This window comes from Achromobacter sp. HNDS-1, from assembly GCF_040084795.1.
GTDB classification, from domain to species: domain Bacteria; phylum Pseudomonadota; class Gammaproteobacteria; order Burkholderiales; family Burkholderiaceae_B; genus Achromobacter; species Achromobacter ruhlandii.
Window position 1 is genome coordinate 1,526,139 of sequence record NZ_CP157584.1, and the last position, 25,736, is coordinate 1,551,874.

Annotated in this window: 25 protein-coding genes and 1 tRNA gene; 10 read left to right on the plus strand and 16 right to left on the minus strand. The window is 63.8% G+C overall.

Annotated elements, in window-relative coordinates; all coding sequences use genetic code 11:
* Positions 1 to 39: 39 nt before the first annotated feature.
* From ABFG95_RS06920 to ABFG95_RS06930, 3 genes are all read left to right on the plus strand, one after another.
* Positions 40 to 723: an XRE family transcriptional regulator gene (locus ABFG95_RS06920; RefSeq protein ID WP_348995668.1), complete on the plus strand. Its 684-nt coding sequence runs from the start codon at positions 40 to 42 to the stop codon at positions 721 to 723.
* A gap of 446 nt (positions 724 to 1,169) precedes the next feature.
* Positions 1,170 to 1,667, plus strand: coding sequence for a hypothetical protein (locus ABFG95_RS06925; protein ID WP_348995669.1), 498 nt, complete (start codon positions 1,170 to 1,172; stop codon positions 1,665 to 1,667).
* Positions 1,657 to 2,448, plus strand: a complete 792-nt coding sequence (locus tag ABFG95_RS06930; protein WP_348995670.1) for a hypothetical protein — start codon at positions 1,657 to 1,659, stop codon at positions 2,446 to 2,448. The genes ABFG95_RS06925 and ABFG95_RS06930 overlap by 11 nt, the downstream gene beginning before the upstream one ends.
* Positions 2,449 to 2,461: 13 nt before the next feature.
* Here ABFG95_RS06930 and ABFG95_RS06935 read toward each other — a convergent pair whose 3' ends face one another.
* From ABFG95_RS06935 to ABFG95_RS06945, 3 genes are all read right to left on the minus strand, one after another.
* The gene (locus ABFG95_RS06935) at positions 2,462 to 3,178 is read right to left on the minus strand and encodes a hypothetical protein (protein ID WP_348995671.1); all 717 of its coding nucleotides are present in this window, start codon (positions 3,176 to 3,178) and stop codon (positions 2,462 to 2,464) included.
* Positions 3,179 to 3,484: 306 nt separating this feature from the next.
* A complete protein-coding gene (locus ABFG95_RS06940; RefSeq protein ID WP_348995672.1) occupies positions 3,485 to 4,171 on the minus strand; it encodes a hypothetical protein in 687 nt (228 codons plus the stop codon).
* A 451-nt stretch (positions 4,172 to 4,622) separates the two neighbouring features.
* A complete protein-coding gene (locus ABFG95_RS06945; RefSeq protein ID WP_348995673.1) occupies positions 4,623 to 5,198 on the minus strand; it encodes a hypothetical protein in 576 nt (191 codons plus the stop codon).
* Between the two features lie 111 nt (positions 5,199 to 5,309).
* On the opposite strand from ABFG95_RS06945, the gene ABFG95_RS06950 reads away from it, so the two are divergent.
* The 4 genes from ABFG95_RS06950 to ABFG95_RS06965 all read left to right on the plus strand — a co-directional run bounded on the left by ABFG95_RS06950 (position 5,310) and on the right by ABFG95_RS06965 (position 10,903).
* Complete coding sequence (locus ABFG95_RS06950) at positions 5,310 to 6,134, plus strand: ParB/RepB/Spo0J family partition protein (protein WP_348995674.1); 825 nt, start codon at positions 5,310 to 5,312, stop codon at positions 6,132 to 6,134.
* A gap of 768 nt (positions 6,135 to 6,902) precedes the next feature.
* Positions 6,903 to 8,321 (plus strand): DNA cytosine methyltransferase, encoded by a 1,419-nt coding sequence (locus tag ABFG95_RS06955; protein WP_348995675.1) that lies wholly within the window; start codon positions 6,903 to 6,905, stop codon positions 8,319 to 8,321.
* A gap of 372 nt (positions 8,322 to 8,693) precedes the next feature.
* Positions 8,694 to 9,392 carry a BRO family protein gene (locus ABFG95_RS06960; protein ID WP_348995676.1) on the plus strand — a complete coding sequence of 233 codons (699 nt, stop codon included), beginning with the start codon at positions 8,694 to 8,696 and terminating at the stop codon, positions 9,390 to 9,392.
* Positions 9,393 to 9,751: 359 nt separating this feature from the next.
* Entirely contained in the window at positions 9,752 to 10,903 is a 1,152-nt protein-coding gene (locus tag ABFG95_RS06965) for a hypothetical protein (RefSeq protein ID WP_348995677.1), read from the plus strand.
* Between the two features lie 86 nt (positions 10,904 to 10,989).
* Here the strand turns inward: ABFG95_RS06965 and ABFG95_RS06970 are convergent.
* The 7 genes from ABFG95_RS06970 to ABFG95_RS07000 all read right to left on the minus strand — a co-directional run bounded on the left by ABFG95_RS06970 (position 10,990) and on the right by ABFG95_RS07000 (position 16,391).
* Positions 10,990 to 11,066 (minus strand) — tRNA-Arg (locus tag ABFG95_RS06970).
* Between the two features lie 109 nt (positions 11,067 to 11,175).
* Positions 11,176 to 11,760, minus strand: coding sequence for an XRE family transcriptional regulator (locus ABFG95_RS06975; protein ID WP_049072794.1), 585 nt, complete (start codon positions 11,758 to 11,760; stop codon positions 11,176 to 11,178).
* 12 nt (positions 11,761 to 11,772) lie between these two features.
* Positions 11,773 to 13,065, minus strand: coding sequence for an FAD-dependent oxidoreductase (locus ABFG95_RS06980; protein ID WP_348995678.1), 1,293 nt, complete (start codon positions 13,063 to 13,065; stop codon positions 11,773 to 11,775).
* Positions 13,066 to 13,112: 47 nt separating this feature from the next.
* Positions 13,113 to 13,802, minus strand: coding sequence for an amino acid ABC transporter permease (locus ABFG95_RS06985; protein WP_049072792.1), 690 nt, complete (start codon positions 13,800 to 13,802; stop codon positions 13,113 to 13,115).
* Positions 13,803 to 13,804: 2 nt separating this feature from the next.
* A complete protein-coding gene (locus tag ABFG95_RS06990; protein ID WP_006390517.1) occupies positions 13,805 to 14,497 on the minus strand; it encodes an amino acid ABC transporter permease in 693 nt (230 codons plus the stop codon).
* A 37-nt stretch (positions 14,498 to 14,534) separates the two neighbouring features.
* Positions 14,535 to 15,326 carry an ABC transporter substrate-binding protein gene (locus ABFG95_RS06995; RefSeq protein WP_049072791.1) on the minus strand — a complete coding sequence of 264 codons (792 nt, stop codon included), beginning with the start codon at positions 15,324 to 15,326 and terminating at the stop codon, positions 14,535 to 14,537.
* Positions 15,327 to 15,635: 309 nt separating this feature from the next.
* Positions 15,636 to 16,391 (minus strand): amino acid ABC transporter ATP-binding protein, encoded by a 756-nt coding sequence (locus tag ABFG95_RS07000; RefSeq protein WP_054503318.1) that lies wholly within the window; start codon positions 16,389 to 16,391, stop codon positions 15,636 to 15,638.
* A gap of 127 nt (positions 16,392 to 16,518) precedes the next feature.
* Between ABFG95_RS07000 and ABFG95_RS07005 the strand changes: the two genes are divergently transcribed.
* Positions 16,519 to 18,021, plus strand: coding sequence for an aldehyde dehydrogenase family protein (locus ABFG95_RS07005; protein ID WP_054503198.1), 1,503 nt, complete (start codon positions 16,519 to 16,521; stop codon positions 18,019 to 18,021).
* A gap of 244 nt (positions 18,022 to 18,265) precedes the next feature.
* Positions 18,266 to 19,549 (plus strand): phospholipase A, encoded by a 1,284-nt coding sequence (locus ABFG95_RS07010; protein WP_068953147.1) that lies wholly within the window; start codon positions 18,266 to 18,268, stop codon positions 19,547 to 19,549.
* A gap of 28 nt (positions 19,550 to 19,577) precedes the next feature.
* Here ABFG95_RS07010 and ABFG95_RS07015 read toward each other — a convergent pair whose 3' ends face one another.
* Genes ABFG95_RS07015 through ABFG95_RS07030 form a run of 4 tightly spaced genes read right to left on the minus strand, consistent with a single transcriptional unit; the run spans position 19,578 to position 23,771 of the window.
* Complete coding sequence (locus tag ABFG95_RS07015; protein WP_278992238.1) at positions 19,578 to 20,513, minus strand: dihydrodipicolinate synthase family protein; 936 nt, start codon at positions 20,511 to 20,513, stop codon at positions 19,578 to 19,580.
* 5 nt (positions 20,514 to 20,518) lie between these two features.
* A complete protein-coding gene (locus tag ABFG95_RS07020; RefSeq protein ID WP_278992240.1) occupies positions 20,519 to 21,691 on the minus strand; it encodes an L-rhamnonate dehydratase in 1,173 nt (390 codons plus the stop codon).
* 56 nt (positions 21,692 to 21,747) lie between these two features.
* On the minus strand, positions 21,748 to 22,788 hold the full coding sequence (locus ABFG95_RS07025; protein WP_238908891.1) for a 4-hydroxythreonine-4-phosphate dehydrogenase PdxA: 1,041 nt from the start codon (positions 22,786 to 22,788) through the stop codon (positions 21,748 to 21,750).
* Positions 22,789 to 22,796: 8 nt separating this feature from the next.
* On the minus strand, positions 22,797 to 23,771 hold the full coding sequence (locus ABFG95_RS07030) for a tripartite tricarboxylate transporter substrate binding protein (RefSeq protein WP_278992241.1): 975 nt from the start codon (positions 23,769 to 23,771) through the stop codon (positions 22,797 to 22,799).
* Between the two features lie 120 nt (positions 23,772 to 23,891).
* Between ABFG95_RS07030 and ABFG95_RS07035 the strand changes: the two genes are divergently transcribed.
* Positions 23,892 to 24,818 carry a LysR family transcriptional regulator gene (locus ABFG95_RS07035; protein ID WP_068981435.1) on the plus strand — a complete coding sequence of 309 codons (927 nt, stop codon included), beginning with the start codon at positions 23,892 to 23,894 and terminating at the stop codon, positions 24,816 to 24,818.
* 413 nt (positions 24,819 to 25,231) lie between these two features.
* Here ABFG95_RS07035 and ABFG95_RS07040 read toward each other — a convergent pair whose 3' ends face one another.
* Both ABFG95_RS07040 and ABFG95_RS07045 read right to left on the minus strand, forming a co-directional pair.
* Positions 25,232 to 25,468, minus strand: coding sequence for a hypothetical protein (locus ABFG95_RS07040; RefSeq protein ID WP_026383281.1), 237 nt, complete (start codon positions 25,466 to 25,468; stop codon positions 25,232 to 25,234).
* Positions 25,469 to 25,487: 19 nt separating this feature from the next.
* A complete protein-coding gene (locus tag ABFG95_RS07045; protein WP_054417678.1) occupies positions 25,488 to 25,724 on the minus strand; it encodes a FixH family protein in 237 nt (78 codons plus the stop codon).
* Between the last annotated feature and the right edge of the window lie 12 nt (positions 25,725 to 25,736).

Genomic DNA, 25,736 nt, shown 5'->3' on the forward strand with positions numbered 1-25,736 from the left:
ACAAGTTACCTAAACGCTCAAGCGGTTAATCTGCTAAACATGAACACACTGCAAGATCGAATCCGGGAAGCGGCTGCCGAGGCCCGCATATCGCAATCAGAATTGGCCCGCCGCCTTGGCCTTACACGCGGGGCGGTGTCCTTCTGGTTCACTGGAACGACCAAGGAACTGGCCGGCGACAACCTGGTGGCCGCAGCCCAGGTGCTGGGAGTCAACCCGACCTGGCTGGGCACCGGCAGGGGGCCGAAGTCCCCGGATTCGGTCCCACTTTCTCCCGCTTTCGATAGCAACGTGGCGCCGTCGTCCGTAGGCTCTCGGCGCGTGCCGCTCATCAATTACGTCCAGGCGGGCGAATTGACCGAGATCGGCGCCGCTTTCTCGGGAGAAGCCTTGGAGTACCTACTTACGGACATGCACCTGTCGAATCACGCCTTTGCGCTTGAGATCGCAGGGCTGTCCATGTCCCCGGAGTTCAAGCCCGGGGACCGCATCATTGTGGATCAGGAGGTCTGCCCCCAACCCGGCGACTTCGTGGTGGCGCGCAATGGCGGCTTCGAGGCCACATTCAAGAAGTACCGCCCACGCGGCATAGATGAACAGGGCAACGAGGTTTTCGAGCTGGTGCCACTCAACGATGACTTCCCCACTCTCTACAGCGCACGCGAGCCGCTCATCATCATTGGCACCATGATGGAACACCGCCGCTACTACCGCCGTGGCTAGCCCCCCCTCCCGCCCCACCCAAGCCGCCTCTAGGCGGTTTTTTCGTCCGACTAACCTGCTAAACATAAGACGAATAGTAGACTTGACTACAAAGGCGAGCGATATGTATAGTTCATTCAACATCGCGACACCGCTCTTTAACAACCGAGGCCGCCCGCCCCCGAGAGGGAGGACGGGCGAAACAGGATCACCCAGGCATACAGCCTGGCCCCTGTGTGCTTGGCGCGAAGTACAGCCAAGCAACGCCCAGCCGGGCGTGGCGACGATAACCCCGGCCGCTTTCGCCAAACCCAGGTAGCAGCGTTTTGACGACCGCGCTGTCCGCGTGCAGGAAGCGCTTCGGCCACCGACGAAGCCATAGTGATTACGCCTAACCCTCGCCGATGCAACCGGCTATCATGCAGCTTTGTCAGAATCCTACTGTTGCCCCTTCAGAGAGCGCTTAAGTGACTGCGGAAATACATGACTACGTTTCAGTTTCTGAAAAATTGCAGAATTTCGGCCTTTCGGCGCCGACGGGCCTAGCCATTCTCCCGGAAAACCTAGCCACGGCAACGTTGGTTGGCGAATTGCGCCAGCAGGTTGAATCCGACACGGTTCGAACTCTATGGAAGGAACATGGGATTCCCCACGTCGAACTATTCCACCAGGACAATCAGCCTCCCTATCTTCAACAGTACAGCTTTGAGTGGTTCGGCCCGACGCTATTCATATCCGCGGGCCTGCTATCGCAGAATCCCAACGTATTGTCCGTAACGTTGGGGATCATCACCAACTACCTCTACGACTTTTTCAAAGGGGCTAAAGATAGCCAAGCTTCGCTCAACATAATCTATGAGAACGCAGATGGATCGTGTAAAAAAATTCGCTATAGGGGCCCCCCTGCTGGCCTAAACGCCGTCGCCGAGATTGTCAGCAAGCTAGGGAAGAGCGATGAAGAATGAGCTTGAGACGAAGCCGCTGAAGATGAGCCTCGAGCAAGTGCTAAAGGCATTCAACGCCGCGATTGAAGAAGCAGAGATTTTCCTTTCCCCCGCGCGGTCAAGCAGATTGCAATTCGAACATTGCTTGAGCCTGGACTCGCTGTTACACCAAGCGACTCACCTTAAGCACCAGGCAATCGATCGCTGTAACGACCACGATGCCAACGCTTTTCTAGGGCTCGAATGCGCAATAGGTGCTGTACGGGCAGAGCTGATTATGTGGATTCTGCTAAAGCGGGACATGCCGAACGAGGCTTGGAATCGACTGATCGCGGCTCAAATGGCGTGTCTAGACGCAAGCCGCGCTCATGTCATCTTCGGCCACTGCATCCAAGGTTTTGAGCGATTAGTGGAGCTCGAAAGGAGCTTATTTCCACCTCAGGTTTTCGTAAGCGCCGGCTTCATATCAGACAAGCTCGATTGCTCCATCTGTGGAGCACGCTATTCAACCTGCAAACATTTGCGCGGGAAACCTTACATGGGGCAATTCTGTGAAGTGGTCCACAGTGATATCAGAGCCGACCATGTCGCCGTGGTCAAAACTCCCGCTGACAAACGCTGCCGCGTTGTCTCATTCAAAGTTAAAGAAGGTCACCGAGACAGGCTTTCATGGGAGATTTCACCGTACAAGAACGGTGAGGTGTTCAAAGATGATGATGCGCTGCAAGCGCAATCGATATTGCTATCAACCGACCGCTATCCATACCTGGCTTCGACATCAGAAGTCCTTAGCCCGACGTGACGGCAAACCCGAATCAGCCCCCATAAGTGTCTTCCTCAATCTTCTCCCTCAGCGATTCAGCGTAGGTGAAGGCCCGCCAACTACCATCTCCTCGCTCAAGCACGACGAACCCTAGGGTGTCTCGATACATCGTCCCAGACCGAGACGTGTAATCAATCAACAATGAGTGTTCTCCAGCCACCCTAGGCGAAATAACGTCGTCAGTGATTTCCACTGAGCCACTCGCCGGAATCATCTCCAGATAGTGATCGAAATCCAGCTCGTCCGAGACCAACCGGACGACAACGTTTTGCGCAATGTCGCCGTGATTGCAAATCGCCAATCCATAGACGAATTGGGTACCTTGATCGATTGGTAATGGCTCCACAATAAGATTGGGCCGGAACCTATTTTCGGTCGCTGCTTGCTGAAGCTCATACATCCTCATATGCGCGGCGACCTGCGCTTGTGTCGCTGCGACCAGACGACTCTGCTCCTCCGCTGATCGGTGCAGTTCTTTGGCCTGATTTCTGAGAGCCTCTGAACTCATCCTCAACTCTTGACCCTGTTGAAAGTAGCCCAATATCAACCACCACAGGGCTAAGGGCCCCGCGACTCCAGCGAGGAAATCACCTACTTCGTTGAGCCCCATACCAATGAGGCTGTCCCACTTTGTCCTCCCCAGCAGGAATACAGCAACCAAGTACAGCGCTGTAATTGACACCCCGATCCACGTCAGCCTCTTATTCATTGCCTTCTCCCCAATTGCGGGAAATTCTAGTGAGAGCCAATTGACAGCGCAATTCTTCGCAGCATTTTCCTATGTCTTCCTCGCGAGGCATAGGCACGCGCTCTTGCCTGGTGCCTCCTGAAGATTTCCCCATGCTCGCTGCCCTTATACGGTTCCTGCAAGAACCTGATAGAGATTGCCAACTTCGGCCGCGACGTTAGCACTTAGCACCGCAAACCATGCCCCGCGCACCGGGGCGGCTTCGGAGAGCGGGCAGGTGTCAGAACGACACCGCCCCATCGCCGGCTCTAGATCGCCTGTCACGCATTACCAGCGACCCTCCGAAATTTGTCTCAACCGCTGTTCCTCGAAGTTGCCAACGAAGCCGTCCGGCAAGTGCTTCGAAAGGGTACTTAAGCTCTTACATACCTGACGTAACTCTTCAATAGCGCATTTGAGATCCTCCTCAATAAAGACAAACCCTGTACCGTCGGCATGATTTGCGGAGGTCGCCGCATTGAGTCCATCAGCAATTCTCAACACACGCCCAAAGATGTCGGCCAAGGCGTAGCTCTCAGTCGCCGGAAGACGATAGAAGCGACCTTCTAGTCGTGAACACACAGGAAGCTGGGCCAGGACTATCCAGTGCCCAAATTGAGCTTTCTCCCTTGGCGTCAAGCAATCACGACCGTGGGCTCTGCGGAGAAAATTCTTAAGGACAAAGTAAACGTTGGCTGTTTCCTTTGAAAACAGACGCAACTCGGGAGTAATTTGCGCGCGAAGGACTACCGCCTCGGCTTGGTCTAGAAGATGTTGGCGCGACCGATCCTTCACAGCAAAAAACAGTGCGGTTATCACTGCGCCTACAGTCCCTATGGCCGTTGCGACGTCCCACCAGTTCTTCGCATTGGTAGCGACTACCCAGCCGCCTATGGTCGCAAATATCCACCCAGCTACGGCGCCGCATATCAATCCGGCACCAACGCCACATTGCCATTCTTTTCCGTACTTCATTTGCCACCCTTTTCTAAAGTCGCCGCGACATCCTATCGCACGCCCGCAAGCTCCTCAGTACGCGCACAACCATCCCCGCCCTCCGGACGGGCCTGGCGCTGCTCGCCCTAGTGGCGCTGGCGCTGGCGCTGGCGCTGGTCCCATCGGAAACTACTTTATCCGCCCCTATGTCGCGGCCGCCCCCGGAGCGCCACCCAATGAACACCATCAGCGCAAGCGCGCGCCCAGCGCGCATCCGCCCCCTGCGCATCATCGCCCAGGCCGCCCGCAAGCCGGGCGACTAGATCTCGCCCCGTGACCACGCCGGCAAAGGCAATTGGAGCCAAGACGCTGATATCCCCTGGTGGGCTTGGCCCGTCGGTGCGGCATTTACATCATTCTTTCTAATTGGACCGTTGGCGATTGGGCGCCTATTGCGCTTAGTGCTCTGACTGCCCAGCTCCAGAACCGGCTAACGCCAGTGTTCCGCCTGCCCGCATATTGCCCGAACCGCCACAAAATCCTTGGCGACGGTCTCTAGCAATCGCAATGTTGAGGGGAATTTCTCCGGCGTAACTTGGAATGCGAGTGTTTCGACCAAGAGTTCCAGCGATGCCAAGCCGCGAGTTAGGAGTTCTGCGCAGCGGCCTGGAGCCACAACCAACGCCAGAACCTCCTCTCTCGCAACACTATTTACGACAGCACGAAATTGTTCTCTACATTTCGAGCGGTAGTCATCAATGCCCAAAGCGGAGCACTCGCTCTCAGCCCATATATTGCGGTGGCTCTCCACGAAAGCACGCCCTGACGATAACTTGGCAAACATCGAAACCGCAGCAAGCTTCGCCCTGTTGACGGCTTCCCTTCGTTGCCTAGCTTCGATCCGAAGCGAAGACCAGACTGCCCATACCACCGTTCCGACGGTGCCGAACGCCGTCATCAAATCCCACCATTTTGCCTCTGCGGAAACGTCCGTCTTAGAAGCGAAGACAAACCCCACAATGACGCCCAACAGCCCCAGTCCCGCACCAATCAGCATTCCTCTCATGCCCGCTCCTCTGGATTTTTCGGGGCATCGTATCCCAACCCTCCCAAGGTGTCAGCCGCCCCGCCGGCCTGCTCGCCCCCTTTTGTCCACTCACTTCAATCGGAATAGACCATGGCAAAAAAATCGAAAGACGTTTATGGCGCTGAAGGCCAAAGCAACCTGCTCAACTTCGACCCAGCCAAGCTGACCCTCGTGACCGACGAAAACAGCCCGCTCTACGACGCGCGTGTCCATCTGCCGGTGGACGAAGCGCTCGCCCGCAATATCGACTACCAGGGCGTGCTGGAACCCATAGCAGTCTCCAAAAACCCCGAGACCGGCGAAACAGAGGTGGTATTCGGGCGCCAGCGCGTCAAGGCGGCCCGACTCGCCAACGAATGGCGGCGCCACCGCGGCGAGCCCGAACGACAAATTCCGGCAGTCGTGTACGCCGGGAAGCGGCAATCGGCTCTGGACGCCATCGCCAGCGAGAACGAGGCCCGCACGGCCGACAGTCCGCTCGGCCGCGCCGAGAAAATGCGCCGGCACCTGGCACTGGGCAAAGGTGAAGACCAGATTGCCGTCATCTACAACTGCAGCGTCGCCACGGTACGCGACACGCTGGCCCTCCTGGATAGCCCCAAGGTCGTGCAGGATGCCATCGAGGCCGGACAAATCACCCTTACCCATGCCAAAGCCCTGGCGAAACTCAAGCCCGAAGAGCAACGGGCGAAGGTGGCCGACCTGGTAGCCGCTGGCAAGAACGCCAAACCCCACCAGCGTAGCCGCCAGCAAGCCGCCGTCATGGGCGAGCGCCCCCGGGTGAAGTCCCGCAAACAGATCCTGGCCGCGTTGGAACAGGCGCAGGGAGAGTACGCCACGGCCCTGCGTTGGGTAATCGGGGAGGAAGGCGGCCCCATCGGAAACAACGATCGCAACAAAGGCAGTGACGACTAAAAAGGCAGGAAGCCTTCTAGATAGCGCCGGACGTCTGACGCCTGCTTGGAATATCGGATAGCTTGATTAGGTGTGAGTTCCACATTATCGGTATGAGCCACAATATTTCTCATTCGATACAGTTCAAGCAGCATCTCCGAGATCTGCAAAGAAAACTCCCCCGAGTTCTTCAATGCGCTGAGAATGTCCGAGACTGCGACGCGGCGCTTATATTTATCGCGGGGAAATTTCCTGACATAAAGAGCTCGCAATAGAACCTCGATAGTTCGCCACTCTTCCATTACGGTGCCGACTGGATTAGCCCGCACGACAATGCTCTCCAGGATATCCGGAGGACCGGCGGGAACGGGCGCATCCTTCGGCCCGGCCTGAGACTCATGCTTTTGCGCTGAGCTCTCAGACTACCCTGAACTCTCCGAAACAGATTGCGCAGCCTGCGTTCTTTCCGCCTCTAGCCTCTCAAGCTTATCTTCAAATTGCGCAGCTATTCCCGCCCCGGAAAATGACTTCAACCGCCCGAGAAGACTCTTTGCTTCCGAGCGAAACATAACAGCTACAGCAACCAACGCCGCAGGCCAAGCGATCGCGCCTAGTAGACCTGCCGTCGTTTTCCAATTTTCCGCTAGAAACTCAGGAAAGTTCATCTTCGCCTCGTTTTTTTTGGTACGGAATCGTAGCGCACAGTGCTATCCCGATCCAACTTAATTAGCGCTGCTAAGCCACCCGCAATAGCTTCGCCCCCCTATTCCAATATCGATAAAAACCCAAATGCGCTTCCTATCCGTTTGCTCCGGCATTGAGGCGGCAAGCGTGGCATGGAGCCCGCTCGGCTGGAAAGCCGTCGCCTTCAGCGAAATTGAGCCGTTCCCCTGCGCTGTCCTCGCCCACCACTACCCCGATACGCCCAACTGGGGCGATATGACCAAATACAAGGAATGGCCTGATGCCTCTATTGACCTTCTTTGCGGCGGAACCCCATGCCAATCTTTCAGCGTCGCAGGACTCCGAAAAGGACTGGATGACCCGCGTGGCGACCTCATGCTTACCTTTGGTGCCATTGCTGCAAAGTACCGCCCCAAGTGGTTGGTATGGGAGAACGTCCCCGGTGTCTTGTCGAGCAACGAAGGCAGGGACTTTGGAACCTTCCTCGGGATGCTGGGCCAACTCGGGTATGGGTACGCCTACCGAGTTCTTGACGCTCAATACTTTGGAGTACCCCAGCGGCGCCGTCGTGTCTTCGTTGTCGGATATCTTGGAGACTGGCGAAGTGCCGCAGCGGTTCTATTTGAGCGCTACAGCTTGTCGGGGAATCCTGCGCCGAGCCGCGAGGCGGGGAAAGTCCCTTCCCCGACCCTTAGCGCACGCGCTCAAGGCGGTGGCGGACTCGGGACCGACTTCGACTGCGACGGCGGCCTCGTCGCCTGCACCCTGCAAGGCAACGCCCGAGCCGCAGGAAGCGCCACGCAGCAGGATGCGCACGCTGGCTTGCTCGTGGCGAAGTGCCTCACCACGGGCTCGTATGGCACTTCCCGGTTCGACCCATCATCGGAAACCTTGATCGCGCACAGCCTGCGTGGCGAAGGTTTCGACGCGAGCGAGGACGGCACCGGCCGGGGTACGCCTCTCGTCGCCCTCCCCTTCGACACCACGCAAATCACCAGCGCCCAAAACGGCAGCAACCAGAAGCCGGGAGATCCTTGCCACCCTCTGGCCGCCGGGGCGCACGCACCCGCCATCGCACAAGCCGTTACCACTCTGGCCATACGCGGCCGTGGCGACTCCCACCAGCTCGAAACCAGGTCCGACGGCACTGCAAATGCTCTCCTGACCCCGAACGGCGGCCGCGCCGGCATAGGCGTCGGAGCCATCCACTACGGCATGCAAGTCCGCCGCCTCACTCCAGAGGAATGCGAAGCTCTCCAAGCCTTCCCGCGGGGCTACACGCGCATACCAGGCTGGGGCGGTTGGAGGAACATGGACGCCAACGAGACGCCTGAACAGTGCATGGCGGAAGGCCTGCTAGTACGGCGTGCAAAAAGCAGCGGAAAATGGCGCGTGCGGGATTCTGATGGGCCTCGCTACAAGGCACTGGGCAATAGCTGGTGCGTTACCAACGTCCGTTGGTTAGGCGAACGTATTGACCTGGTCAATGCGCTGTTGGAGGTGGCCCGGTTATCCAGGCCATAAGCAGCGCAATGTGCCATTTCCATAAGCCACCCGTCCTAGCATTTTGAGCGGCTGATATGCAAGATTACACCCGAATCAATCGGACGCTTTGACCTTCGCGTCCGCCTGCCACGGGTTTACCGTCTGCTCATCGCTGCAATAGCAGAGATATCGGGATTGGCGTCCCGGACAGAACAGGCGGATGAACCGCCACAGAAGTTTTGTGGCGTCTTTTTTTGTCCGCAGCATGGCAAGTCCTCTTTGGGCGGGCCGTGTGGGGAGCCGCAAGGCTCACCGGTCCTGTTCCCGGCACGCCAACCTGCACGGTTCCGCCCGCCCGATTGGCGTCGGGTAGGCGGTTTTCCACCGCTTGAACAGAAAGGGTGCTCACCAATGGCCCAATCTCAAGGCGCGCTTGCGCTCAGCCAGTCCCCTTACACCTTCGAAGGTCACCCCGTGCGCATCTTCGTGCGCGACGGCGAGCCGTGGTTCGCCGCTGCCGACGTTTGCAGGGTACTGAAACTCACGAACTCCCGAATGGCTCTCAAGGCGTTGGATGACGATGAAAAGGGTGTAAGTTCAACTGACACCCTTGGCGGCCCCCAAACCGTCGCCATCATTTCCAGGCCCGGTCTAGACACTCTGGTTCTGCGTTGCCGGGATGCGATCAAGCCAGGAACACTGCCGCACCGTTTCCGCCGCTGGGTCACGCACGAAGTGCTGCCCAGCATCCGCAGGACGGGCATGTACGCCGCCCCCGCCCGCGTCACCCTGGCCCAGACCATGGCCGCCGAGGTGGCCGCTATCGCCTACCGCACCGTGCTTCAAGCCGTGCTGGCCGGCGCCGAGGATATCGAAGGTAGCCGCTGGACGTTCGGCCTGCGTCAAGCGCCATCGGGGCGCGGGGAACAAGGCTACGAGCCTTGGGCCTCTGCCCTGCCACGGGGCGCCATCATCGGCACCCTGGACCGCCTGGCAGAAATGATCGCGACGCCCAACGGCTTGACGCCCACTGACGCCGACCTGGTGAAGCTCGGCCGCGCTTGCCTCGATCGGCTGAACCAGCACATTTCACACCGCGCCCAGCGGTAAACCCCACACCACCCTATGCCCTACCCGCCCAAATGGCGCGGGCGGGGCTTCTATTGCCCAATGCGAGGGAAACATGTCCATGCCGAACAGCGCCGCCCAGGCGCCTCCTCCAATGATGACCGTGCGCCCCAGTCATCACCGCCACCCCGAAAGCCCGCCCCATGCGGGCTTTGCTTTGGAGACCTGAATGGAAGAGTACCTATCAGCGTCTGAACTCGCTGCGCTTGTTGAATGCAAGCCGAATCAGAAAAAGATGATGGAGCGTTGGCTCACGCGAAACGGCTGGCCCTTCGTCATTGGCAATACCGGTATCCCGCGAGTCATGCGGGCGTACCGAGACCGGAAATTAGGAATATCCGATGGCAACCAGAAAGCCCGCCTCTCGCAAGGGCCGAACCGCGACGCCTTTGCCCACCTGGGAGAAAACACGCATTCAAAGACTGTACAAGCGCGTCGGCGCGCAGCGTATTAGCTGGATCTACAAACATGTTGACGGGAGGTCGCAAACCCTCGCTTCCAGCGAAATCGGAGACCGCGAAGGCAGGTTCGACGCCGAGCGCAAGGCGATGCGCGAGGCCATAGAAATCCAGCAGGGAGTTGTGGTTGCCAACTCGGTAGGCGAAATGATTGAGCGCTTTGAACTGCTGGTGGACCCGGTCTACTACGCGGACCAATCGAAGGACGGCAGGAAAATCCGAAAGGCGATGTACTCCAACCTCACCAGCTTTTTCGGGCGAATGGACCCTTCCCAGCTTACAACGCAACATGGCTATCAGTACCTGGAAGACCGCGCCAGCAGCGGCGCCCCCATCAAGGCAAACAAGGAAATCAGCCAGTTTTCTGTCATCTGCCACTATGGTGTCCGCTGGGGCCTGCTCGCGGCTAACCCCTTCATCAACATGATGAAGAACCGCAGCAACACGGAATCGAAGGCTGTACCGCGCCGGTTGATCCTGCGCTTCTACCTGTGGAGCTTGAAGCAGAGGCAGAACTACCGCACGATGGGTTGCGCTGCGATGTTCACCTATCTCACCGGATTTCGCTCATCAGAAACCCGCCCCTTCCTGAAATCGGGTTTGCACAAGGATGCGGTGCGCGTCGTGGCAACGAAGCGGCGAAAGGGTGAAGTGGTAACCGAGAAAGAGCGCCTTTGGTCCAAGCGGCTCCACTGCGTAGTCCGCCGAGCCCTGGAACGCGAGGACGCGGGCAGCAGCCCGTACCTGTTCGCGCCCACACGCCGGGCCAAGAGCTACACGCGCTGGGGTTGGGCTTCCAGTTGGAAGGACGCCATGCTGGCCTGGATCAGCACCTATGACGACAAGGTGGAAGAATCGACGCTGACCAGCCACCCCATGTACTTCAACCTACAGGATATCCGGCCGGCGGCAATCACTGCGAAGCTTCAAAATCGAGACGCCGACGCATACGACTTTGCAGCCCACGCGAACCCCGCGACGACCCATCGACACTACGACCGCCGACGCATAAAAACGGCTTCGGCAACCGAGTGAAATTCTAACGCGGGCTTTTTTGTTCTAACGCTTAACATCGCAGCGTTTTTGAAGAGGCCCTAAGCTATTGTAATTATTAGGCTTTCTGGCGCGGCAGGAGGGGCTCGAACCCCCGACCCCGGGCTTAGAAGGCCCGTGCTCTATCCAGCTGAGCTACTGCCGCGCGGCGTGTGGCTGCCCGGAAGATGTCCGGGCGGCGCATTTTACCCTGTTGCGGACGGGACGTGGCGGCGCCCTCCCGCGCGCCCAGGCTTATCAGCGGGAAGAACCGCTCATTCCTCGCCCAGGTCGGCGTGGGTGGACACCCACAGCACCAGCGCGTCCTGTTTGCTCAGGCTGATCACCCGGTGGCCCATGCGGCTGTCGATGTAGAAGCTCTCGCCCGCCTTCAGCCGCGCCGGCTCGTAGAACTCGGTATACAGCTCGACCTCGCCTTCCAGCACGTAGACGAATTCCTCCCCGCCGTGGCGGCTCCAGTCCTGGAATTCGTCGAACGAGCGCGCCTTGACGCGGGTGTGGAACGGCATCATGCGCTTGTGCGACAGCGCGGTGCATAGCAGGCGGTGGTCGTAATACGGGGTTTCGTACTGGCGGCCCTCGCCCTGGCGGCTGAGGCTGCGGCGGCCGGTGCCCATGTGCGCGTCGGACGCGGTGAACAGTTCGGCCACGTCCAGTTCCAGGCCGGCGGCGATCTTGATCAGGTTGTCATAGGTGGGCGACAGCAAGCCGTTCTCGATTTTCGAGAGCGTGGAGGTGGACACGCCGGTGGCCTGCGCCGCCTGCTTGAGCGTCCAATCGCGCGCCTGGCGCAGGGCTCGCAGCCGTTGTGCCAACACGCTCTGTTTGTTGCCTTGCATCTGTACACCCTGTCATGCCCGCGACTGCCGCTCCCGCCACCAATCGCGCGCCTGGTAAGACCAATATGTGAGTTGAACCGCCGCCGTGCCCAGCGCCCCGCCGTTCCACGCCAGTCCGAAGGGCTCGAACAGCCGGTAACGCTGGCTGTCGCCGGAGATCCCTTCGGCCACGACACGGCCGCCGATGGCGGTGGTGTTCATGCCGTGCCCGCCAAAGGCCGTGCAATACCAGACGTCGGGCGCCAGCCTGCCGATCTGCGGCATCAGGTGCCGCGCGTAGGCCATGCGCCCGGACCACGCGGTCTCGACGCGCAGCCCCTGCAACTGGGGATAGACGCTGAGCAATTCGCGGCGCAGGGACTCGGCCAGGTCGGGCGGATCGTCGCCACGGGTGGTGATTCTACTGCCCCAGCCGATGCGTCCGCCCTCCAGCACCCGGTAGTAGTTGCCGGCGCGGCGGTCGTCGCCGATGGCGGCCTGGGTGCGGATGGCCTCGCGCACCCGTTCGCCCAGCGGTTCGGTCAGCATGATGTAGGTGGCGATCGGCAGCATGGCCCGCCGCAACGCCGGCACCACCCCATCGGTATAGCCGCCGGTGGCCAGCACCACGGTGCGCGCGTCGACCTGCCCGGCGGCGGTCCGCAATTGCTTGGCGGCCCCTTCCAGGCGAGCCTGGGTGACCGCGGAATCCTCGTGGATGCGCACCCCCAGCCGCGCGCACTCGCGCGCCAGGGCGCGGGCGTAGTTCAGCGGATGGAAGTGGAACGAGGACAGATCCTCGATGCCCTGGAAGTAGACGTCGGATACCAGCCGCTCGCGCACCTCGGCGCGGTTCAATAGCCGCACGTCGCGGCCGAAGTCGCGCCACTGGTCCTCGCAATAACGCCGCAGCGCGTCGCTGGCCTCGTAGCGCACTACCCGCAGGCGGCCGTCGACCTTGTGGGCGTCATCGATGCGCAGGTCGCGGATGTTGTCGCGGATGATCTCCACGCCCTCCATCGACAGCCGGTACAGTTGGCGGTAGTGATCCTCGTCGACGTGCTTGCGGATGGCGTCGGCGCCCGCCGAGAACGCCGGCGACACCGAGCCGCCATTGCGGCCCGAGGCGCCCCAGGCGACGCGGCGCCCCTCCAGCAGCGTCACGGCGCGGCCGCGGCGGGCCAGTTCCAGCGCGGTGGTCAGGCCGGCCAGCCCGCCGCCGACGACGCAGACGTCGGTCTCGGCCGCGCCCGCCAGCGGCGGGTAGCAGGTCTGCGCATCGCCCAGCGTGCGCTTGTAGTAGGTGTCGATGTACTCGGTAGCCATGGTCGTGGGTCAGGGCCCGTGCGGGACTCTCGTCGATGTGGGCGGGCCTAGTTCAGCCCGGCGCCCTGCAGCCCGCCGGTCAGGCGCTTCTCCAGCCAGGTGGCCAGGCGCAGCAGCGGGTAGCAGTACAGGAAATAGATGGCGGCGATCATGCCGTAGATGAACAGCGATTTCGCCGGGAAGGTGATGATGAAGACCTCGCCCTGCCGCGTCAGCTCGGTGATGCCGACCACCGACAGGATGGCGGTGCTCTTGATCAGCATGACGTAGACGCCGCTCATGGGCTGCACGATCAGGCGCATGGCCTGCGGCAGGATCACCAGCCGCAGGATCTGCAGCGGCCGCAGGCCCAGCGTCATGGCGCCCTCGGTCTGGCCGCGCGGCACGGCGCGGATGGCGCCGGTGACGATCTCTGCCACGTAGCACGAGGTGTAGACCGACAGCGACACGAACGCTGCCGTGCCCGAGTCCCAGTGCAGCAGCTCGATGCCGGTGCTGGGCAGCACGAAATAGAAGATATAGAGCTGCACCAGGAACGGCGTGCCGCGCAGCACGTGGATGTACAGCCCCAGCAGTTGATGCAGGCCACGGATGCGGTAGCTGCGGATCACGCCGATCACGAAGCCCAGCAGCGAGCCGGCAATGATCGCCAGGAACGAGATCTTGAGCGTCTCCCAGAAGCCCTTGAGCAGGAACGGCAGCACGACGCCGGCGGTGGACAGGTAGGAATCCAGCATGCTTACCTCGCGTTCCAGGCCGGACCGGCCAGCCACAGGCTCACGCCGCGTGACAGCATCAGCATCACCGCGTAGATCAGCAGGTAGCCGGCGGCAATGGTCAGGAAGCTCTCGGTGGGCACGATGCGGTCGCTGTTCATCTGCACGCCCGCGGCCACCAGTTCGAACACCGTGATCAGCGACAGCAGCGAGGTGTCCTTGATCAACACCGCGGTCTGCCCCAGCAGCGGCGGCAGCGTGTTGGCGAAGGCCTGCGGCAGCACCACGTAGCGCAGGCGCTGGTGGTAGTTCATGCCGCAGGCCTTGGCGCCTTCGATCTGGCCGCGCGGCACCGACTCGATGCCGACGCGGATGATCTCGCTCATGTAGGCGGCGTGGTGCAGCGTCATCGCCAGGATGCCCAGCAGCATCTCGCTCCAGCCCTTGGCGCCGGGGACCAGCATCGGCACCGCGTAATACACCAGGTAGATCTGCACCAGCAGCGGGGTCGAGCGGATGAACTGCACGTAGCCCGCCACCGGCCGCCAGACCGCGGCGCGCGGCGACATGCGCGCCAGCGCCAGCGGAATGCCGGCCAGCACCGACAGCACCAGGCTGGCGCCGGCCGCGATCAGGGTGTTGGCCAGCCCGGTGGCGAACTGGCCCGTGTACTGGCTGACGATGCGCCAGTTGTAGTAGTCGATCAGCCAGTCCATGCGGATCCTGTCGGTCAGTGGTGGGAAGCGCGCGCGATCAGTGGTCTTTCTTCCAGTCGGTCGAATACCAGTACTTGACCTGTTCCGGCAATGTGTTGTCGGCGGTCTTGAGCGTCTGCCAGTTGTCGAGCCAGAACTTCAGGCGGAAGGCATTGGGGCCGACGGCGAAGGCCAGCGGTTCGCGCACCATGATGCCGTCCAGCACCCGCAGGTTGCCGAAGTCGACCAGGAACTGGTTGGCGGTGGACAGGGACATGATGCCGGCGTCCAGGCGGCCGGTGGACAGCGCCTGGCCGACCGGCGCGCTGCCGCCGGAGAATTCCTTGAGGGTGGCCTTGGGCAGCATCTTCTTGCCAACCTCGGCATAGGTGCTGGCGCCCAGCGCGCCGACGGTCACGCCGTCCTTGTCCAGTTCCGCGTACGACTTGTAGGGCGAATCCTTGGGCACCACGGCCACGGTGTCGGCGTAGAACATGGGCGCCGAGAACAGCACCTGGGCGGCGCGCTGCGGCGTCGGCGTCATGTCGGCCGCCACCATGTCGGCCTTGCCGGACAGCAGCGCCGGGATCAGGCCCTTCCACTCGTAGTCCTGCAGCACCAGCTTGACGCCCAGGTCGTCGGCCATGCGCTTGGCCACTTCGACCGCCAGGCCGGTGCGCTTGCCGCTCTTGTCCATGAAGCTCATCAGCGGGCCGGAGGTCTGCACCGCCACCCGCAGTTCACCGCGCTTGATGATGTCCGACAGTTCGTCGGCGCGGGCGGGCTGCGCCATCGCGGTAACGGCCAGCGCGACGCCGGCGGCGCCCAGCCATTGTTTGATTTTCAGCATTTGCTTCCCCTTCAAGATGGATGACATGTGTCGTTCCGGGCGTACACCTGGTGCCGGCGGCGCCCGGTCAGGCCGGGCCGGCCCTGCTTGCTGCTTGTTGCTTGCTGCGGTTGCTGCCTGATGCGGATGCGGTGTGCTGCGTGAAGCTCGTTGCGTGATGCTCGTTGCGTGGCGCTCGTTGCGTGATGCGAAGACTGCGTGATGCGAAGACTGCGTGTGGCGGAGACTGCGTGTGGCGGAGACTACTTAATGCGGAAACTGCGCGATGCAAAAATGCGTGCGGCAATGGCGCCGGGGCCGGACGGCCCGCTACAGGATCTTTTCCAGGAAAGCCCGGGTACGCGCCTCTTTCGGCTGCCCGAAGACTTCAGCCGGCGTGCCGGACTCGACCACGCGGCCGGCGTCCATGAACAGGGCGCGGTCGCCCACGTCGCGGGCAAAGCCCATCTCGTGCGTCACCACCGCCATGGTCATGCCGTCGCGCGCCAGCGCGCGCATCAATTCCAGGATGCCGCCAACGGTTTCCGGGTCGAGCGCCGAGGTGGCTTCGTCGAACAGCATCAGTTTCGGGTCCATCGCCAGGGCGCGGGCGATCGCCACGCGCTGCTGCTGGCCGCCGGACAACTGGCTGGGATAGCGCGGGCCAAAGTCGGCCATGCCGACCCGGTCCAGCAGTTCCAGCGCGTAGCGCTCGGCCTGGGCGCGGTCGCGGCCGCGCACCACGCGTTGCGGCAGGGCCACGTTGTCGAGCGCGGTGCGATGCTGGAACAGGTTGAAGTGCTGGAACACCATGCCGACCTCGGTGCGCCAGCGGTTGACGTCGGTGGCCGGGTCGGTCAGCGAGACGCCATCGACGCGGATGGTGCCGCTGTCGATGCGCTCCAGCCCGTTGAGGGTGCGCAGGAAGGTGCTCTTGCCCGAGCCCGACGGCCCCACCACCACCAGCACCTCGCCACGCTCCAGGCGGCAGTCGATGCCCGCCAGCGCCAGATGGTCGGGCTGGCCTTCGCGCTGGTAGGTCTTGGTGACCGACTCGACTAGCAGCAGGGGTTCTGACACGCGCATCGCCTTCAAAAAAGGTTTCGCATTTCGCGCTGGAGTTTCGTATAGTAAATTTATTTCCAGAATCGCCACTTAGGCATAACCCTTAAGCGAAGGCTCGCCCCTTCGCCGGCATCTCCAAGGAACCGGTATGGACACGCCCCAAGACATCCTGCGCGCACTCGGCCTCAACCCCGCGACCCTGACCGGCGGCACGCTCGTCGCCCGCAGCCCGATCGACGGCGCCGAGCTGGCCCAGGTCCACGAGCACACGGTGGCGCAGGCCCACGCGGCCATCACCCGCGCCCGCCAGGCCAGCCTGGCCTGGCGCGACGTGCCGGCGCCGCGCCGCGGCGAGCTGCTGCGCCTGTTCGGCGAAGTGCTGCGCCAGCACAAGCGCGAACTGGGCCGCCTGGTCAGCCTGGAAGCCGGCAAGATCCTGGCCGAGGGCGAAGGCGAGGTCCAGGAAATGATCGACATCTGCGACTTCGCCGTGGGCCTGTCGCGCCAGTTGTACGGCCTGACCATCGCCTCCGAGCGCCCCGGCCACCGCATGATGGAAACCTGGCATCCGCTGGGCGTGGTGGGCGTCATCAGCGCCTTCAACTTCCCGGTGGCGGTGTGGTCGTGGAACGCCGCGCTGGCGCTGGTGTGCGGCAACGCGGTGGTCTGGAAGCCGTCGGAAAAGACGCCGTTGACGGCCCTGGCCTGCCAGGCGCTGTTCGCGCAGGCGCTGCAGCGCTTCGGCGACGCGCCGGCCGGCCTGTCGGAAGTGCTGATCGGCGGCCGCGACATCGGCGAGGCGCTGGTGGATTCGCACACCGTGGCGCTGGTGTCGGCCACCGGCTCGACCCGCATGGGCCGCCAGGTGGGTCCGCGCGTGGCGCAGCGCTTCGGCCGCGTGCTGCTGGAACTGGGCGGCAACAACGCCATCATCGTCGGCCCCACCGCCGACCTGGACATGGCCGCGCGCGGCATCGTCTTCGGCGCCATCGGCACCGCCGGCCAGCGCTGCACCACCACGCGCCGCCTGATCGTGCACGAAAGCGTGGCCGACGATCTGCTGCAGCGCCTGCACAAGGCCTATGCCAGCGCGCCCATCGGCAACCCGCTGGACGGCAAGAACCTGGTCGGCCCGCTGATCGACCGCGCCTCGTTCGACGCCATGCAGGCCGCGCTCAAGGCCGCCGGCGAACAGGGCGGCAAGGTCACGGGCGGCGAACGCGTGCTGGCCGACCAGTACCCGGACGCCTGGTACGTGCGCCCCGCCATCGCCGAGATGCCCGGCCAGACCGACGTGGTCTGCCACGAGACCTTCGCGCCGATCCTGTACGTGATGCGCTACAGCGACTTCAACCAGGCGCTGGCGCTACAGAACGGCGTGCCGCAGGGCCTGTCGTCGGCCATCTTCACCAACGACCTGCGCGAAGCCGAGACCTTCCTGTCGGCCGCGGGTTCCGACTGCGGCATCGCCAACGTCAACATCGGCACCTCGGGCGCCGAAATCGGCGGCGCCTTCGGCGGGGAAAAGGAAACCGGCGGCGGCCGCGAGTCGGGCTCGGACGCCTGGCGCAATTACATGCGCCGCGCCACCAACACCATCAACTACTCGCGCAACCTGCCGCTGGCGCAGGGCATCAAGTTCGGCGAATAAACCGCACGCCATGGGACAAGAGGCCCCGCGCATCGTCGCTGATGCGCGGGGCCGCTTGCCTTGCGGGGCGCCGCGATCGGCCAGTCGCGGGCGCCGGCGTGCGCGCCAGCCCCGCCGGATGCACACCGCGGCGCGTCCACGCTGCCGCGACCCTGTTGCAAGTCCTACATCCGATAAGCCCGACTTACAAAATGTAGGCCCGGCCGATGCTACATTGCAGCGTCACAGATACCACCCGCCTCCCATGACTCCGTCCCGACGCATCGCCCTTCCCCTGCGCACCCTGACCGCCGCCCTGGCGCTGGGCCTGGCCGGCACCGCCGCCGCCGGCGTGTCCTACCGGCTTGACCGTCCTTCGGCCGCGCCCGGCGACACCGTGACCATCGAAGCGGTGTATTTCAATGAAGGCAATGCCCGCGCCACCTGGGAGGCCCCGCCAGAGCTGGTGCTGCAATGGCGCGGCCAGGACGGCCAGATCGTGCGCAGCCTGGCCAAGCTCCAGGGCGACAAGGCCAATTACAGCGTGCCGGTCAACAATTTCGCGCGGATGGCGTGGACGGCCGTCGTGCCCGCCACGGCGCGCGGCTTGCAGGCGATCGCCATCGAAGGCCAGCCGGCGATGATGGCGCTGGACGCCACCGGCCGCGACAGCGGCACGCTGGCCAGCACGCCCGCGCAAGGCCCCGTGGTCGATCCGCGCACCGGCCAGCCCGTGCCGCCGGCAGTGGTCACCGCGGCCGGCGCGTCGCCCGAGGGCGGACCGGCGCCGGACACCGTGGCCGTCTCGTCCTACCAGCAGTCAGCCTTCGATCATTTCCGCAGCGCGATCTCGGAATACAAGCCGGTGTACTTCGACATCGGCACCCGCGGCCAGACCACCGCGCGCTTCCAGATCAGCGCCAAGTACCGCCTGTTCAGCCCGTCCGGCAACCGCCCGGCGACCTGGGGCGAGAATTTCTACCTGGGCTACACCCAGACCTCGCTGTGGGACCTGCAGGGCGATTCCATGCCCTTCATCGACACCACCTTCAACCCCAGCCTGTTCTGGCTGTCGGACAACATGTGGCAGTCGGCCAACCAGAGCTGGCGACTGGGCATGAACACCGGCGTCGAACACAACTCCAACGGCAAGGCCGGCGACGACTCGCGCTCGGTCAACGACGCCTACATCCAGCCGCAGTTCAACTACCGCTTCGACGGCGGCAGCACGCTGACCTTCGCGCCCAAGGTCAAGGCCTATTTCGGCGTGGCCAGCGAGAACTCTGACTACGCCGACTACGCCGGCCGCGTCGACTGGAACCTGCGCTGGGCGCAGGACAACGGCGCGGTGGTCTCGGCCATGTACCGCCAGGGCGACCAGCGCCGCCGCACCACCCAGCTCGACTTCGCCTGGCCGCTGCAGCGCACCTGGCTCAACATGAACGGCTACCTGCACCTGCAGTACTTCAACGGCTACGGCGAAACGCTGCTGGGCTACAACCAGCGCAACGAATCGCAGTTCCGCATCGGCCTGTCGCTGGTGCCTTGACGCCCGCGCCCGTCCCCGGCCGGGCGCCTTAGCGCGCCCAGCGCAGCACCAGCGGATCCAGCCGCCGCGCCACGTCCAGCAGGCCCTGCCGCACTTCCGGCCGCATGGCAGGGAACGGATGGCGCGGCGCGTCGCAGGCGATCACGCCGCCGGCCTTCATCAGCGCCTTGGCGGTCAGGATGCCGCCCTGGCGGTTCTCGTAGTTGATGAGCGGCAGCCAGCGCTCATACAGGCGGTAGGCGTCGTCGGCGCGGCCTGCGCGATGCGCCTCGATGATCGGCCGGATGCCATCGGCGAAGCCGCCGCCCGTCATGGAGCCGGTGGCGCCGGCGTCCAGGTCCGGCAGCAGCGTGATGGCCTCTTCGCCATCCCACGGCCCTTCCACCGCCGCGCCGCCCAGCGCGATCAGGTCGCGCAGCTTGCTGGCCGCGCCGGCGGTCTCGATCTTGAAGTACGACACCTGCGCGATCTCGCGCGCCATGCGCGCCAGCAGCGCGGCGGGCAGCGGCGTGCCAGCGACGGGCGCGTCCTGGATCATGATGGGGATGTCGATGGCGTCCGACACCTGCTGGAAGAACCCGACCACCTGCTCCTCGGCAACGCGGATGGTGGCCCCGTGGTACGGCGGCATGATCATCACCATGGCCGCGCCCTGCGCCTGCACCCGGCGGCTGCGCGCCGCGCACACCTGGGTGCCGTAGTGCGTGGTGGTGACGATCACCGGCACCCGGCCGGCCACGTGCTCCAGCAACGTGCGCGTCAGCACCTCGCGCTCGTCGTCCGACAGCGAGAACTGCTCGGAGAAGTTGGCCAGGATGCACAGGCCGTCCACGCCGCTGTCGATCATGAAATCGACGGCGCGCTTCTGGCCCGCCAGGTCCAGCTCGCCCGCTTCGGTGAAGATGGTGGGCACCACCGGAAAGATGCCGCGATAGCGCGGCGCCGGCACAGTCGTCGTGGTCATGGCGCTCACTCGATGATGTTGAAGTCTTTCAGGTATTCGGTCTTCAGGCTCAGGCCCAGGCCCGGCTGGTTGTCGTCCAGGTCGATGAAGCCTTCCCTGGCCACCGGCTCGCCGTCGAAGATGTAGTAGAAGAGTTCGTTGCCCACTTCCACGTCGAACATCGGAAAATACTCGCTCATGGGCGAGGCCAGCGTGCTCATGGTCAGGTGGTAGTTGTGCATCTGGCCGGCGTGCGGGATGACCGGGACGCTGTAGGCCTCGCACAAGGCATTGATCTTGTGCGCGGCGGTGATGCCGCCGACGCGGTTGGTGTCGTACTGCACCACCGACACCGCCTTGCGGTCCAGCAGCTGCTTGAAACCGTACAGCGAGAACTCGTGCTCGCCGCCCGAGATGGGGATGGACGTCAGCTGATTCAGCTCCGCATAGCCGTCGATGTCGTCGGCGATGACCGGTTCCTCCAGCCAGCGCGGCTCGAACTTCTCCAGCTTGGGCAGCATGCGCTTGGCGTATTCCAGGTTCCAGCCCATGTAGCATTCGAGCATCAGGTCGGTGTCGTAGCCGATCACCTCGCGCACCGCCTCGACCGATTTCAGGTTCTCCGACACGCCGCGCTGCAGGTGCGCCGGGCCGTAGCCGAAGCGCATCTTGAACGCCGTGAAGCCCTGGTCCAGATAGGTCTGGGCCTCTTCCTGCATGGCCTTGAGATCAGTGCGGTAGAGCTTGGAGTAGTAGACCGGAATCTTCTCCTTGGTGCGCCCGCCCAGCAGCTTGAAGACCGGCTTGCCGACCGACTTGCCCAGGATGTCCCAGATCGCCAGGTCCACGCCCGAGATCGCCGCCATCGTCACGCCCTTGCGGCCCCAGGCATGGGTGGCGCGGTACATGCGCTGCCACAGGTATTCGTAGTCCCACGGGTCCTGGCCGATCACCAGCGGCGCCAGGTACTGGTCGATGATGGCCTTGGCCACCCGCGGCGCCAGCGCCACGTTGCCCAGCCCGACGATGCCGTCGTCGGTCTCGACCTCGACCACGGTCCAGCCATGGAAGCGGAAGGTGCTCATGGTTTCCTGCGGCGAATACAGCGGGTCCATGGCGTTGGAGCAGAAGTTGCCTTGCGGCGGCACGGTCTTGCCGGTCCATTCAAAGACGCGCGCGCGGACGGATTTGATCTTCATGGGGATTCCTGCAAAAAAGGATCGAACGATGCGATGAATCGGAAAGCACGGCCGCCTCAGGCCGCCGCGCACGCGGCGCGGTGCGACAGGCCCATGCGGCAGGCGATGCGGAAGGCCTGCCAGGTGGCGTCGACGCTGGCGCGCCCCTGGCCGGCGATGTCGTAGGCGGTGCCGTGGGCCGGCGTGGTGATCGGGATCGGCAGGCCGCCCTGTACCGTCACGCCGCGCGAGAAGCCCAGCAGCTTGATCGCGATCTGGCCCTGGTCGTGGTACATGGTGACGATGGCCTGGAACTCGCCCGCCTGCGCCTTCAGGAAGATGGTGTCGGCCGGGAACGGGCCCTGCACCGGCAGCCCTTCCTGGTTCAGCTGGCGCACGGCCGGGGCGATGATGTCGACCTCTTCGCGCCCGCAGGTGCCGCCATCGCCGCCATGCGGATTGAACGCCGCCACCGCCACCCGCGGCGCGGCCACGCCGTTGGCCTGCAGCGACTGGTAGATCAGCCGCGTGGCGGCCTTGATACCGTCGATGCTGAGCGCGGCAGCAGCGTCCTTGAGCGGAATGTGCGAGGACACGCGCGAGGTCCACAGCTCGCCCAGCGTGTTGAACTCGCAGAAGTAGCCCGTCACGCCCAGGTACTGCGCGAAGTGGTGCAGCTCGTCGTCGTGGCGCAGCCCGCCCTGCTTCATCGCGTGCTTGTTCAGCGGCGCGAAGCAGATGGCGTCGATGTGGCCGGCCAGCGCCGCGTCCATGCAGGCGTCCAGCACCCGCAGCACCGAGGCGCCGCCGGGGGCCTGCGCCTGGCCCGGCTTGACGTCCTCGCGCCGCACGGTGTCCATCGCCAGCCACGCCGGCACGCCGGTGTCCGGCCGCGTCCGCACGGCGTCGAAGCCGGCCACGGCCTGCGTGGCCACCTGCACCCCGGCCACCCGCTGGCCTTCGCGCCACAACCATTCATCACCCACCAGCACGATGTTGGCCAGTTGCGCCGCCTCGGGCCGCGCCAGCAGGCGCGCGATCAGTTCGGGGCCGATGCCGGCAGGATCGCCCAGCGTCAGGGCGATGACGGGTTTGGCGGCGTTGCGGTCGTTGCTCATGCTGTGCTTCATTCCACGGAGATATGGTTCTTCTTGATGATGCCGGCGTAGCGCTGGTTCTCGGCCTGGTGGAACTGCGCGAATTGCGCCTGGCTCATCGGATTGATGTCGGCGCCGATCGCCTGCAGGCGCGTCTGGGTCTCGGGCATGGCCAATACCGCATTGACCGAGTCATGCACGCGCTGCTGCACCGCCGCCGGCGTGCCGCTGGGCATGTAGATGCCGTACCAGGCGCTCATCTCGACGCCGCTGACGCCGGCCTCGGCCATGGTCGGCACATCGGGCAGCTGCGGGTTGCGCCTGGCGCTCAGCACCGCCAGCGCGCGCACCTTGCCGCTCTTGATGTGCGGGATGACGGAGGACGCGGTCTCGAAGGCGATCTGCACCTGGCCGCCCATCAGGTCGACCATGGCCGGGCCGCTGCCGCGATAGGGAATGTGCGTCATCTGCACGCCAGTGACGTCCTTGAACAGTTCGGCGGCGATGTGCTGGGTGCTGCCCGAGCCGCTGCTGGCGAAGTTGTATTCGCCCGGCTTGCGCTTGAGCAGTGCGATCAGCTCCTGCACCGATTGCGCCGGCAACTGGTTGTTGACCACCAGGATGTTCGGCACCGCGCCCACGAACACCACCGGCGTCAGGTCGCGGTCGTTGTCGTAGCCCAGCTTGAGCAGGTGCGGCGCGATCGCATGCGCGGTGGACACGCCCATCACCATGGTGTGGCCGTCGCCCGACTTGGCCGCCAGGTCCGCCGCCAGCGTGTTGGACGCGCCCGGCTTGTTCTCCACCACCACGGTCTGCTTGAGCATCGGCCCAAGCTTGTCGGCCACGGCGCGCGCCATGGCGTCGGTGCCGCCGCCGGGGGCCGACCCCACCAGCAGGCGCAGCGGCCGGGTCGGCCAGTCGGCGCTCTGCGCCGGGGCGGATGCGGCGGCGGACAGGCACAGCACGCCCGCCGCCAATGCGGCATAAAGCCGAGTCTTCATGGTTGTCTCCTTGGGGGCTTATGGCCCGTAGCGGGCTTTGTTATGCCTGCATCTTAGAAACAACCGCTGTTTCCGTAAAATGAAACTTTTGCACCAACCGTTCACTACAGGCGATCAATCATGGAACGCGTCCCGAACGTCCCCGCGCTGCTGTCGCGCCTGCGCATGCGGCAGATCGTGCTGCTGCTGGCCATCGAGGAACGCGGCACCCTGCGCGCCGCCGCCGCCCAGCTCAACATGACCCAGTCCGCCGCCAGCAAGATGCTGCACGAACTGGAACTGGCCATCGGCCAGCCGCTGTTCGAACGGGTCGGCCGCGGCCTGGCGCTGACCGCCGCCGGGGAATGCGTGATGGGGTATTTCCGCGGCATGCGCGGCACGGTCTCGTCGCTGGCGCGCGAGCTGGAGGAATTGCGCCTGGGCAGCGCCGGCAAACTCTTCATCGGCAGCATCATGGCCGCCTCGCCGGGCCACCTGACCGACGCCCTGCTGCGCCTGAAACAGACCTATCCGCTACTGGCCGTGGAGATCTCCACCGGCACCAGCGACCTGCTGATCGAACGGCTGAACGAAGGCAAGCTCGACGTCGTCATCGGCCGCATGCTGACCCTGTCCGAGCGCCATTACGTTTTCCGCCCCATCGGCGACGAGGCCTTGTCCGTCATCGCCGCCATCGACCATCCCCTGACGCGCCGCAAGCGCATCAGCTTCGACGCGCTGCAGGCCTACCCCTGGATCCTGCAGCCCCACGGCAGCCCCATGCGCGACGTCCTGGAACAGGAATTCCGCGCCCACGACACCGCCCTGCCCAAGGGCCTGATCGAGTCCGCCTCGATCCTCACCACCACCAACCTGGCCATGAAGTCCGACATGCTCGGCGTCATCCCCGACTCCGTCGCCAGCCGCTACGCCCGCCACGGCCTGCTCGCCATCATCCCCTACCAACTCCAGCACACCCTGACCGCTTTCGGCAGCATCATCCCCAAGGACCGCCCGCTAAGCGCGCCGGCCCGACACTTCGTGGACCTGCTGCACGACACGGAATAAACGCACAAGGCACCCAGGGCAAATACCACCAGCCCCGGCGCAGGGCGCGCGCGCCGCCCACGCCCCAACACCGCCCCGACGCAAGACCCCGCGTAAGCCCCAAAAGGCCGCCCGCGCGGCCGACCTGGGGCGGGCCTCGCAACCCTCTCCATGCCCCCACCGTTCTGACAACGCGACGCTCCAAGACGCTCGCAGCCCCTCGCGGCGGGCGAGTCGGTGGCGGGCAACCTCGATGCGCCCGAGGGAATCCGTAGGAGTCGCCGAAGGCGAGGACGAGGATGACAACGGGGCAGTCCGGAGCGAACGCTCCGGACCGCAATCGTGGGCGCCCGCCACCGACTCGCCCGCCGCGAGGGGCGACCTACGAAGCGAATCCCCAACAACGCCCCCACGAAGCACCCAAAAAGACCCGCCTAAAGATCCGGATCTTCCTCCACCTTAGGCATCAAATAAGCCGTCAACGCACTCGACGCCCCCGCCATCCCCCAAAGCAAAAAGAACGACACCGTATAAAACCCCACCCGCCCCGTCGGCACATACCCGAACACCGCCACGTCCAACGGATCGATCAGCGCAAAGACAATCGCGCTGCCCACGGCCGCCGCCAGGAACGACGGCCACAGTATCCACATCAGCGATCTCAACCCCATGGCGCGCCTCCGGGAATCATCAACGGACGCCGATCGCGGGCGGCGGCGTCGGCACCGTGTCCGCCGGCTCGATCACCAGGCCGCGCTTGACCACGCCTTCCTGGATCGGCTGATTGGCGAACTGCGTATAGGCCAGGTAGATCGTGATGGCGCAACCGACCACCGCCAGGAACGGCCCCGCCATCAGGAACCAGGGCCAGAATTCGCGGTACCAGGGTTTCACCGGCATCGGCGCGGCTACATGGGCAGTATTCATCGTCGGCATCCT

Excerpts from the sequence above, each read along its gene's own strand:
- ABFG95_RS06920 (WP_348995668.1), top strand. The coding sequence starts at position 40 with ATGAACACACTGCAAGATCGAATCCGGGAAGCGGCTGCCGAGGCCCGC.
- ABFG95_RS06930 (WP_348995670.1), top strand. The coding sequence starts at position 1,657 with ATGAAGAATGAGCTTGAGACGAAGCCGCTGAAGATGAGCCTCGAGCAA.
- ABFG95_RS06935 (WP_348995671.1), bottom strand. The coding sequence starts at position 3,178 with ATGAATAAGAGGCTGACGTGGATCGGGGTGTCAATTACAGCGCTGTAC.
- ABFG95_RS06940 (WP_348995672.1), bottom strand. The coding sequence starts at position 4,171 with ATGAAGTACGGAAAAGAATGGCAATGTGGCGTTGGTGCCGGATTGATA.
- ABFG95_RS06945 (WP_348995673.1), bottom strand. The coding sequence starts at position 5,198 with ATGAGAGGAATGCTGATTGGTGCGGGACTGGGGCTGTTGGGCGTCATT.
- ABFG95_RS06950 (WP_348995674.1), top strand. The coding sequence starts at position 5,310 with ATGGCAAAAAAATCGAAAGACGTTTATGGCGCTGAAGGCCAAAGCAAC.
- ABFG95_RS06955 (WP_348995675.1), top strand. The coding sequence starts at position 6,903 with ATGCGCTTCCTATCCGTTTGCTCCGGCATTGAGGCGGCAAGCGTGGCA.
- ABFG95_RS06960 (WP_348995676.1), top strand. The coding sequence starts at position 8,694 with ATGGCCCAATCTCAAGGCGCGCTTGCGCTCAGCCAGTCCCCTTACACC.
- ABFG95_RS06965 (WP_348995677.1), top strand. The coding sequence starts at position 9,752 with ATGGCAACCAGAAAGCCCGCCTCTCGCAAGGGCCGAACCGCGACGCCT.
- ABFG95_RS06975 (WP_049072794.1), bottom strand. The coding sequence starts at position 11,760 with ATGCAAGGCAACAAACAGAGCGTGTTGGCACAACGGCTGCGAGCCCTG.
- ABFG95_RS06980 (WP_348995678.1), bottom strand. The coding sequence starts at position 13,065 with ATGGCTACCGAGTACATCGACACCTACTACAAGCGCACGCTGGGCGAT.
- ABFG95_RS06985 (WP_049072792.1), bottom strand. The coding sequence starts at position 13,802 with ATGCTGGATTCCTACCTGTCCACCGCCGGCGTCGTGCTGCCGTTCCTG.
- ABFG95_RS06990 (WP_006390517.1), bottom strand. The coding sequence starts at position 14,497 with ATGGACTGGCTGATCGACTACTACAACTGGCGCATCGTCAGCCAGTAC.
- ABFG95_RS06995 (WP_049072791.1), bottom strand. The coding sequence starts at position 15,326 with ATGCTGAAAATCAAACAATGGCTGGGCGCCGCCGGCGTCGCGCTGGCC.
- ABFG95_RS07000 (WP_054503318.1), bottom strand. The coding sequence starts at position 16,391 with ATGCGCGTGTCAGAACCCCTGCTGCTAGTCGAGTCGGTCACCAAGACC.
- ABFG95_RS07005 (WP_054503198.1), top strand. The coding sequence starts at position 16,519 with ATGGACACGCCCCAAGACATCCTGCGCGCACTCGGCCTCAACCCCGCG.
- ABFG95_RS07010 (WP_068953147.1), top strand. The coding sequence starts at position 18,266 with ATGACTCCGTCCCGACGCATCGCCCTTCCCCTGCGCACCCTGACCGCC.
- ABFG95_RS07015 (WP_278992238.1), bottom strand. The coding sequence starts at position 20,513 with ATGACCACGACGACTGTGCCGGCGCCGCGCTATCGCGGCATCTTTCCG.
- ABFG95_RS07020 (WP_278992240.1), bottom strand. The coding sequence starts at position 21,691 with ATGAAGATCAAATCCGTCCGCGCGCGCGTCTTTGAATGGACCGGCAAG.
- ABFG95_RS07025 (WP_238908891.1), bottom strand. The coding sequence starts at position 22,788 with ATGAGCAACGACCGCAACGCCGCCAAACCCGTCATCGCCCTGACGCTG.
- ABFG95_RS07030 (WP_278992241.1), bottom strand. The coding sequence starts at position 23,771 with ATGAAGACTCGGCTTTATGCCGCATTGGCGGCGGGCGTGCTGTGCCTG.
- ABFG95_RS07035 (WP_068981435.1), top strand. The coding sequence starts at position 23,892 with ATGGAACGCGTCCCGAACGTCCCCGCGCTGCTGTCGCGCCTGCGCATG.
- ABFG95_RS07040 (WP_026383281.1), bottom strand. The coding sequence starts at position 25,468 with ATGGGGTTGAGATCGCTGATGTGGATACTGTGGCCGTCGTTCCTGGCG.
- ABFG95_RS07045 (WP_054417678.1), bottom strand. The coding sequence starts at position 25,724 with ATGAATACTGCCCATGTAGCCGCGCCGATGCCGGTGAAACCCTGGTAC.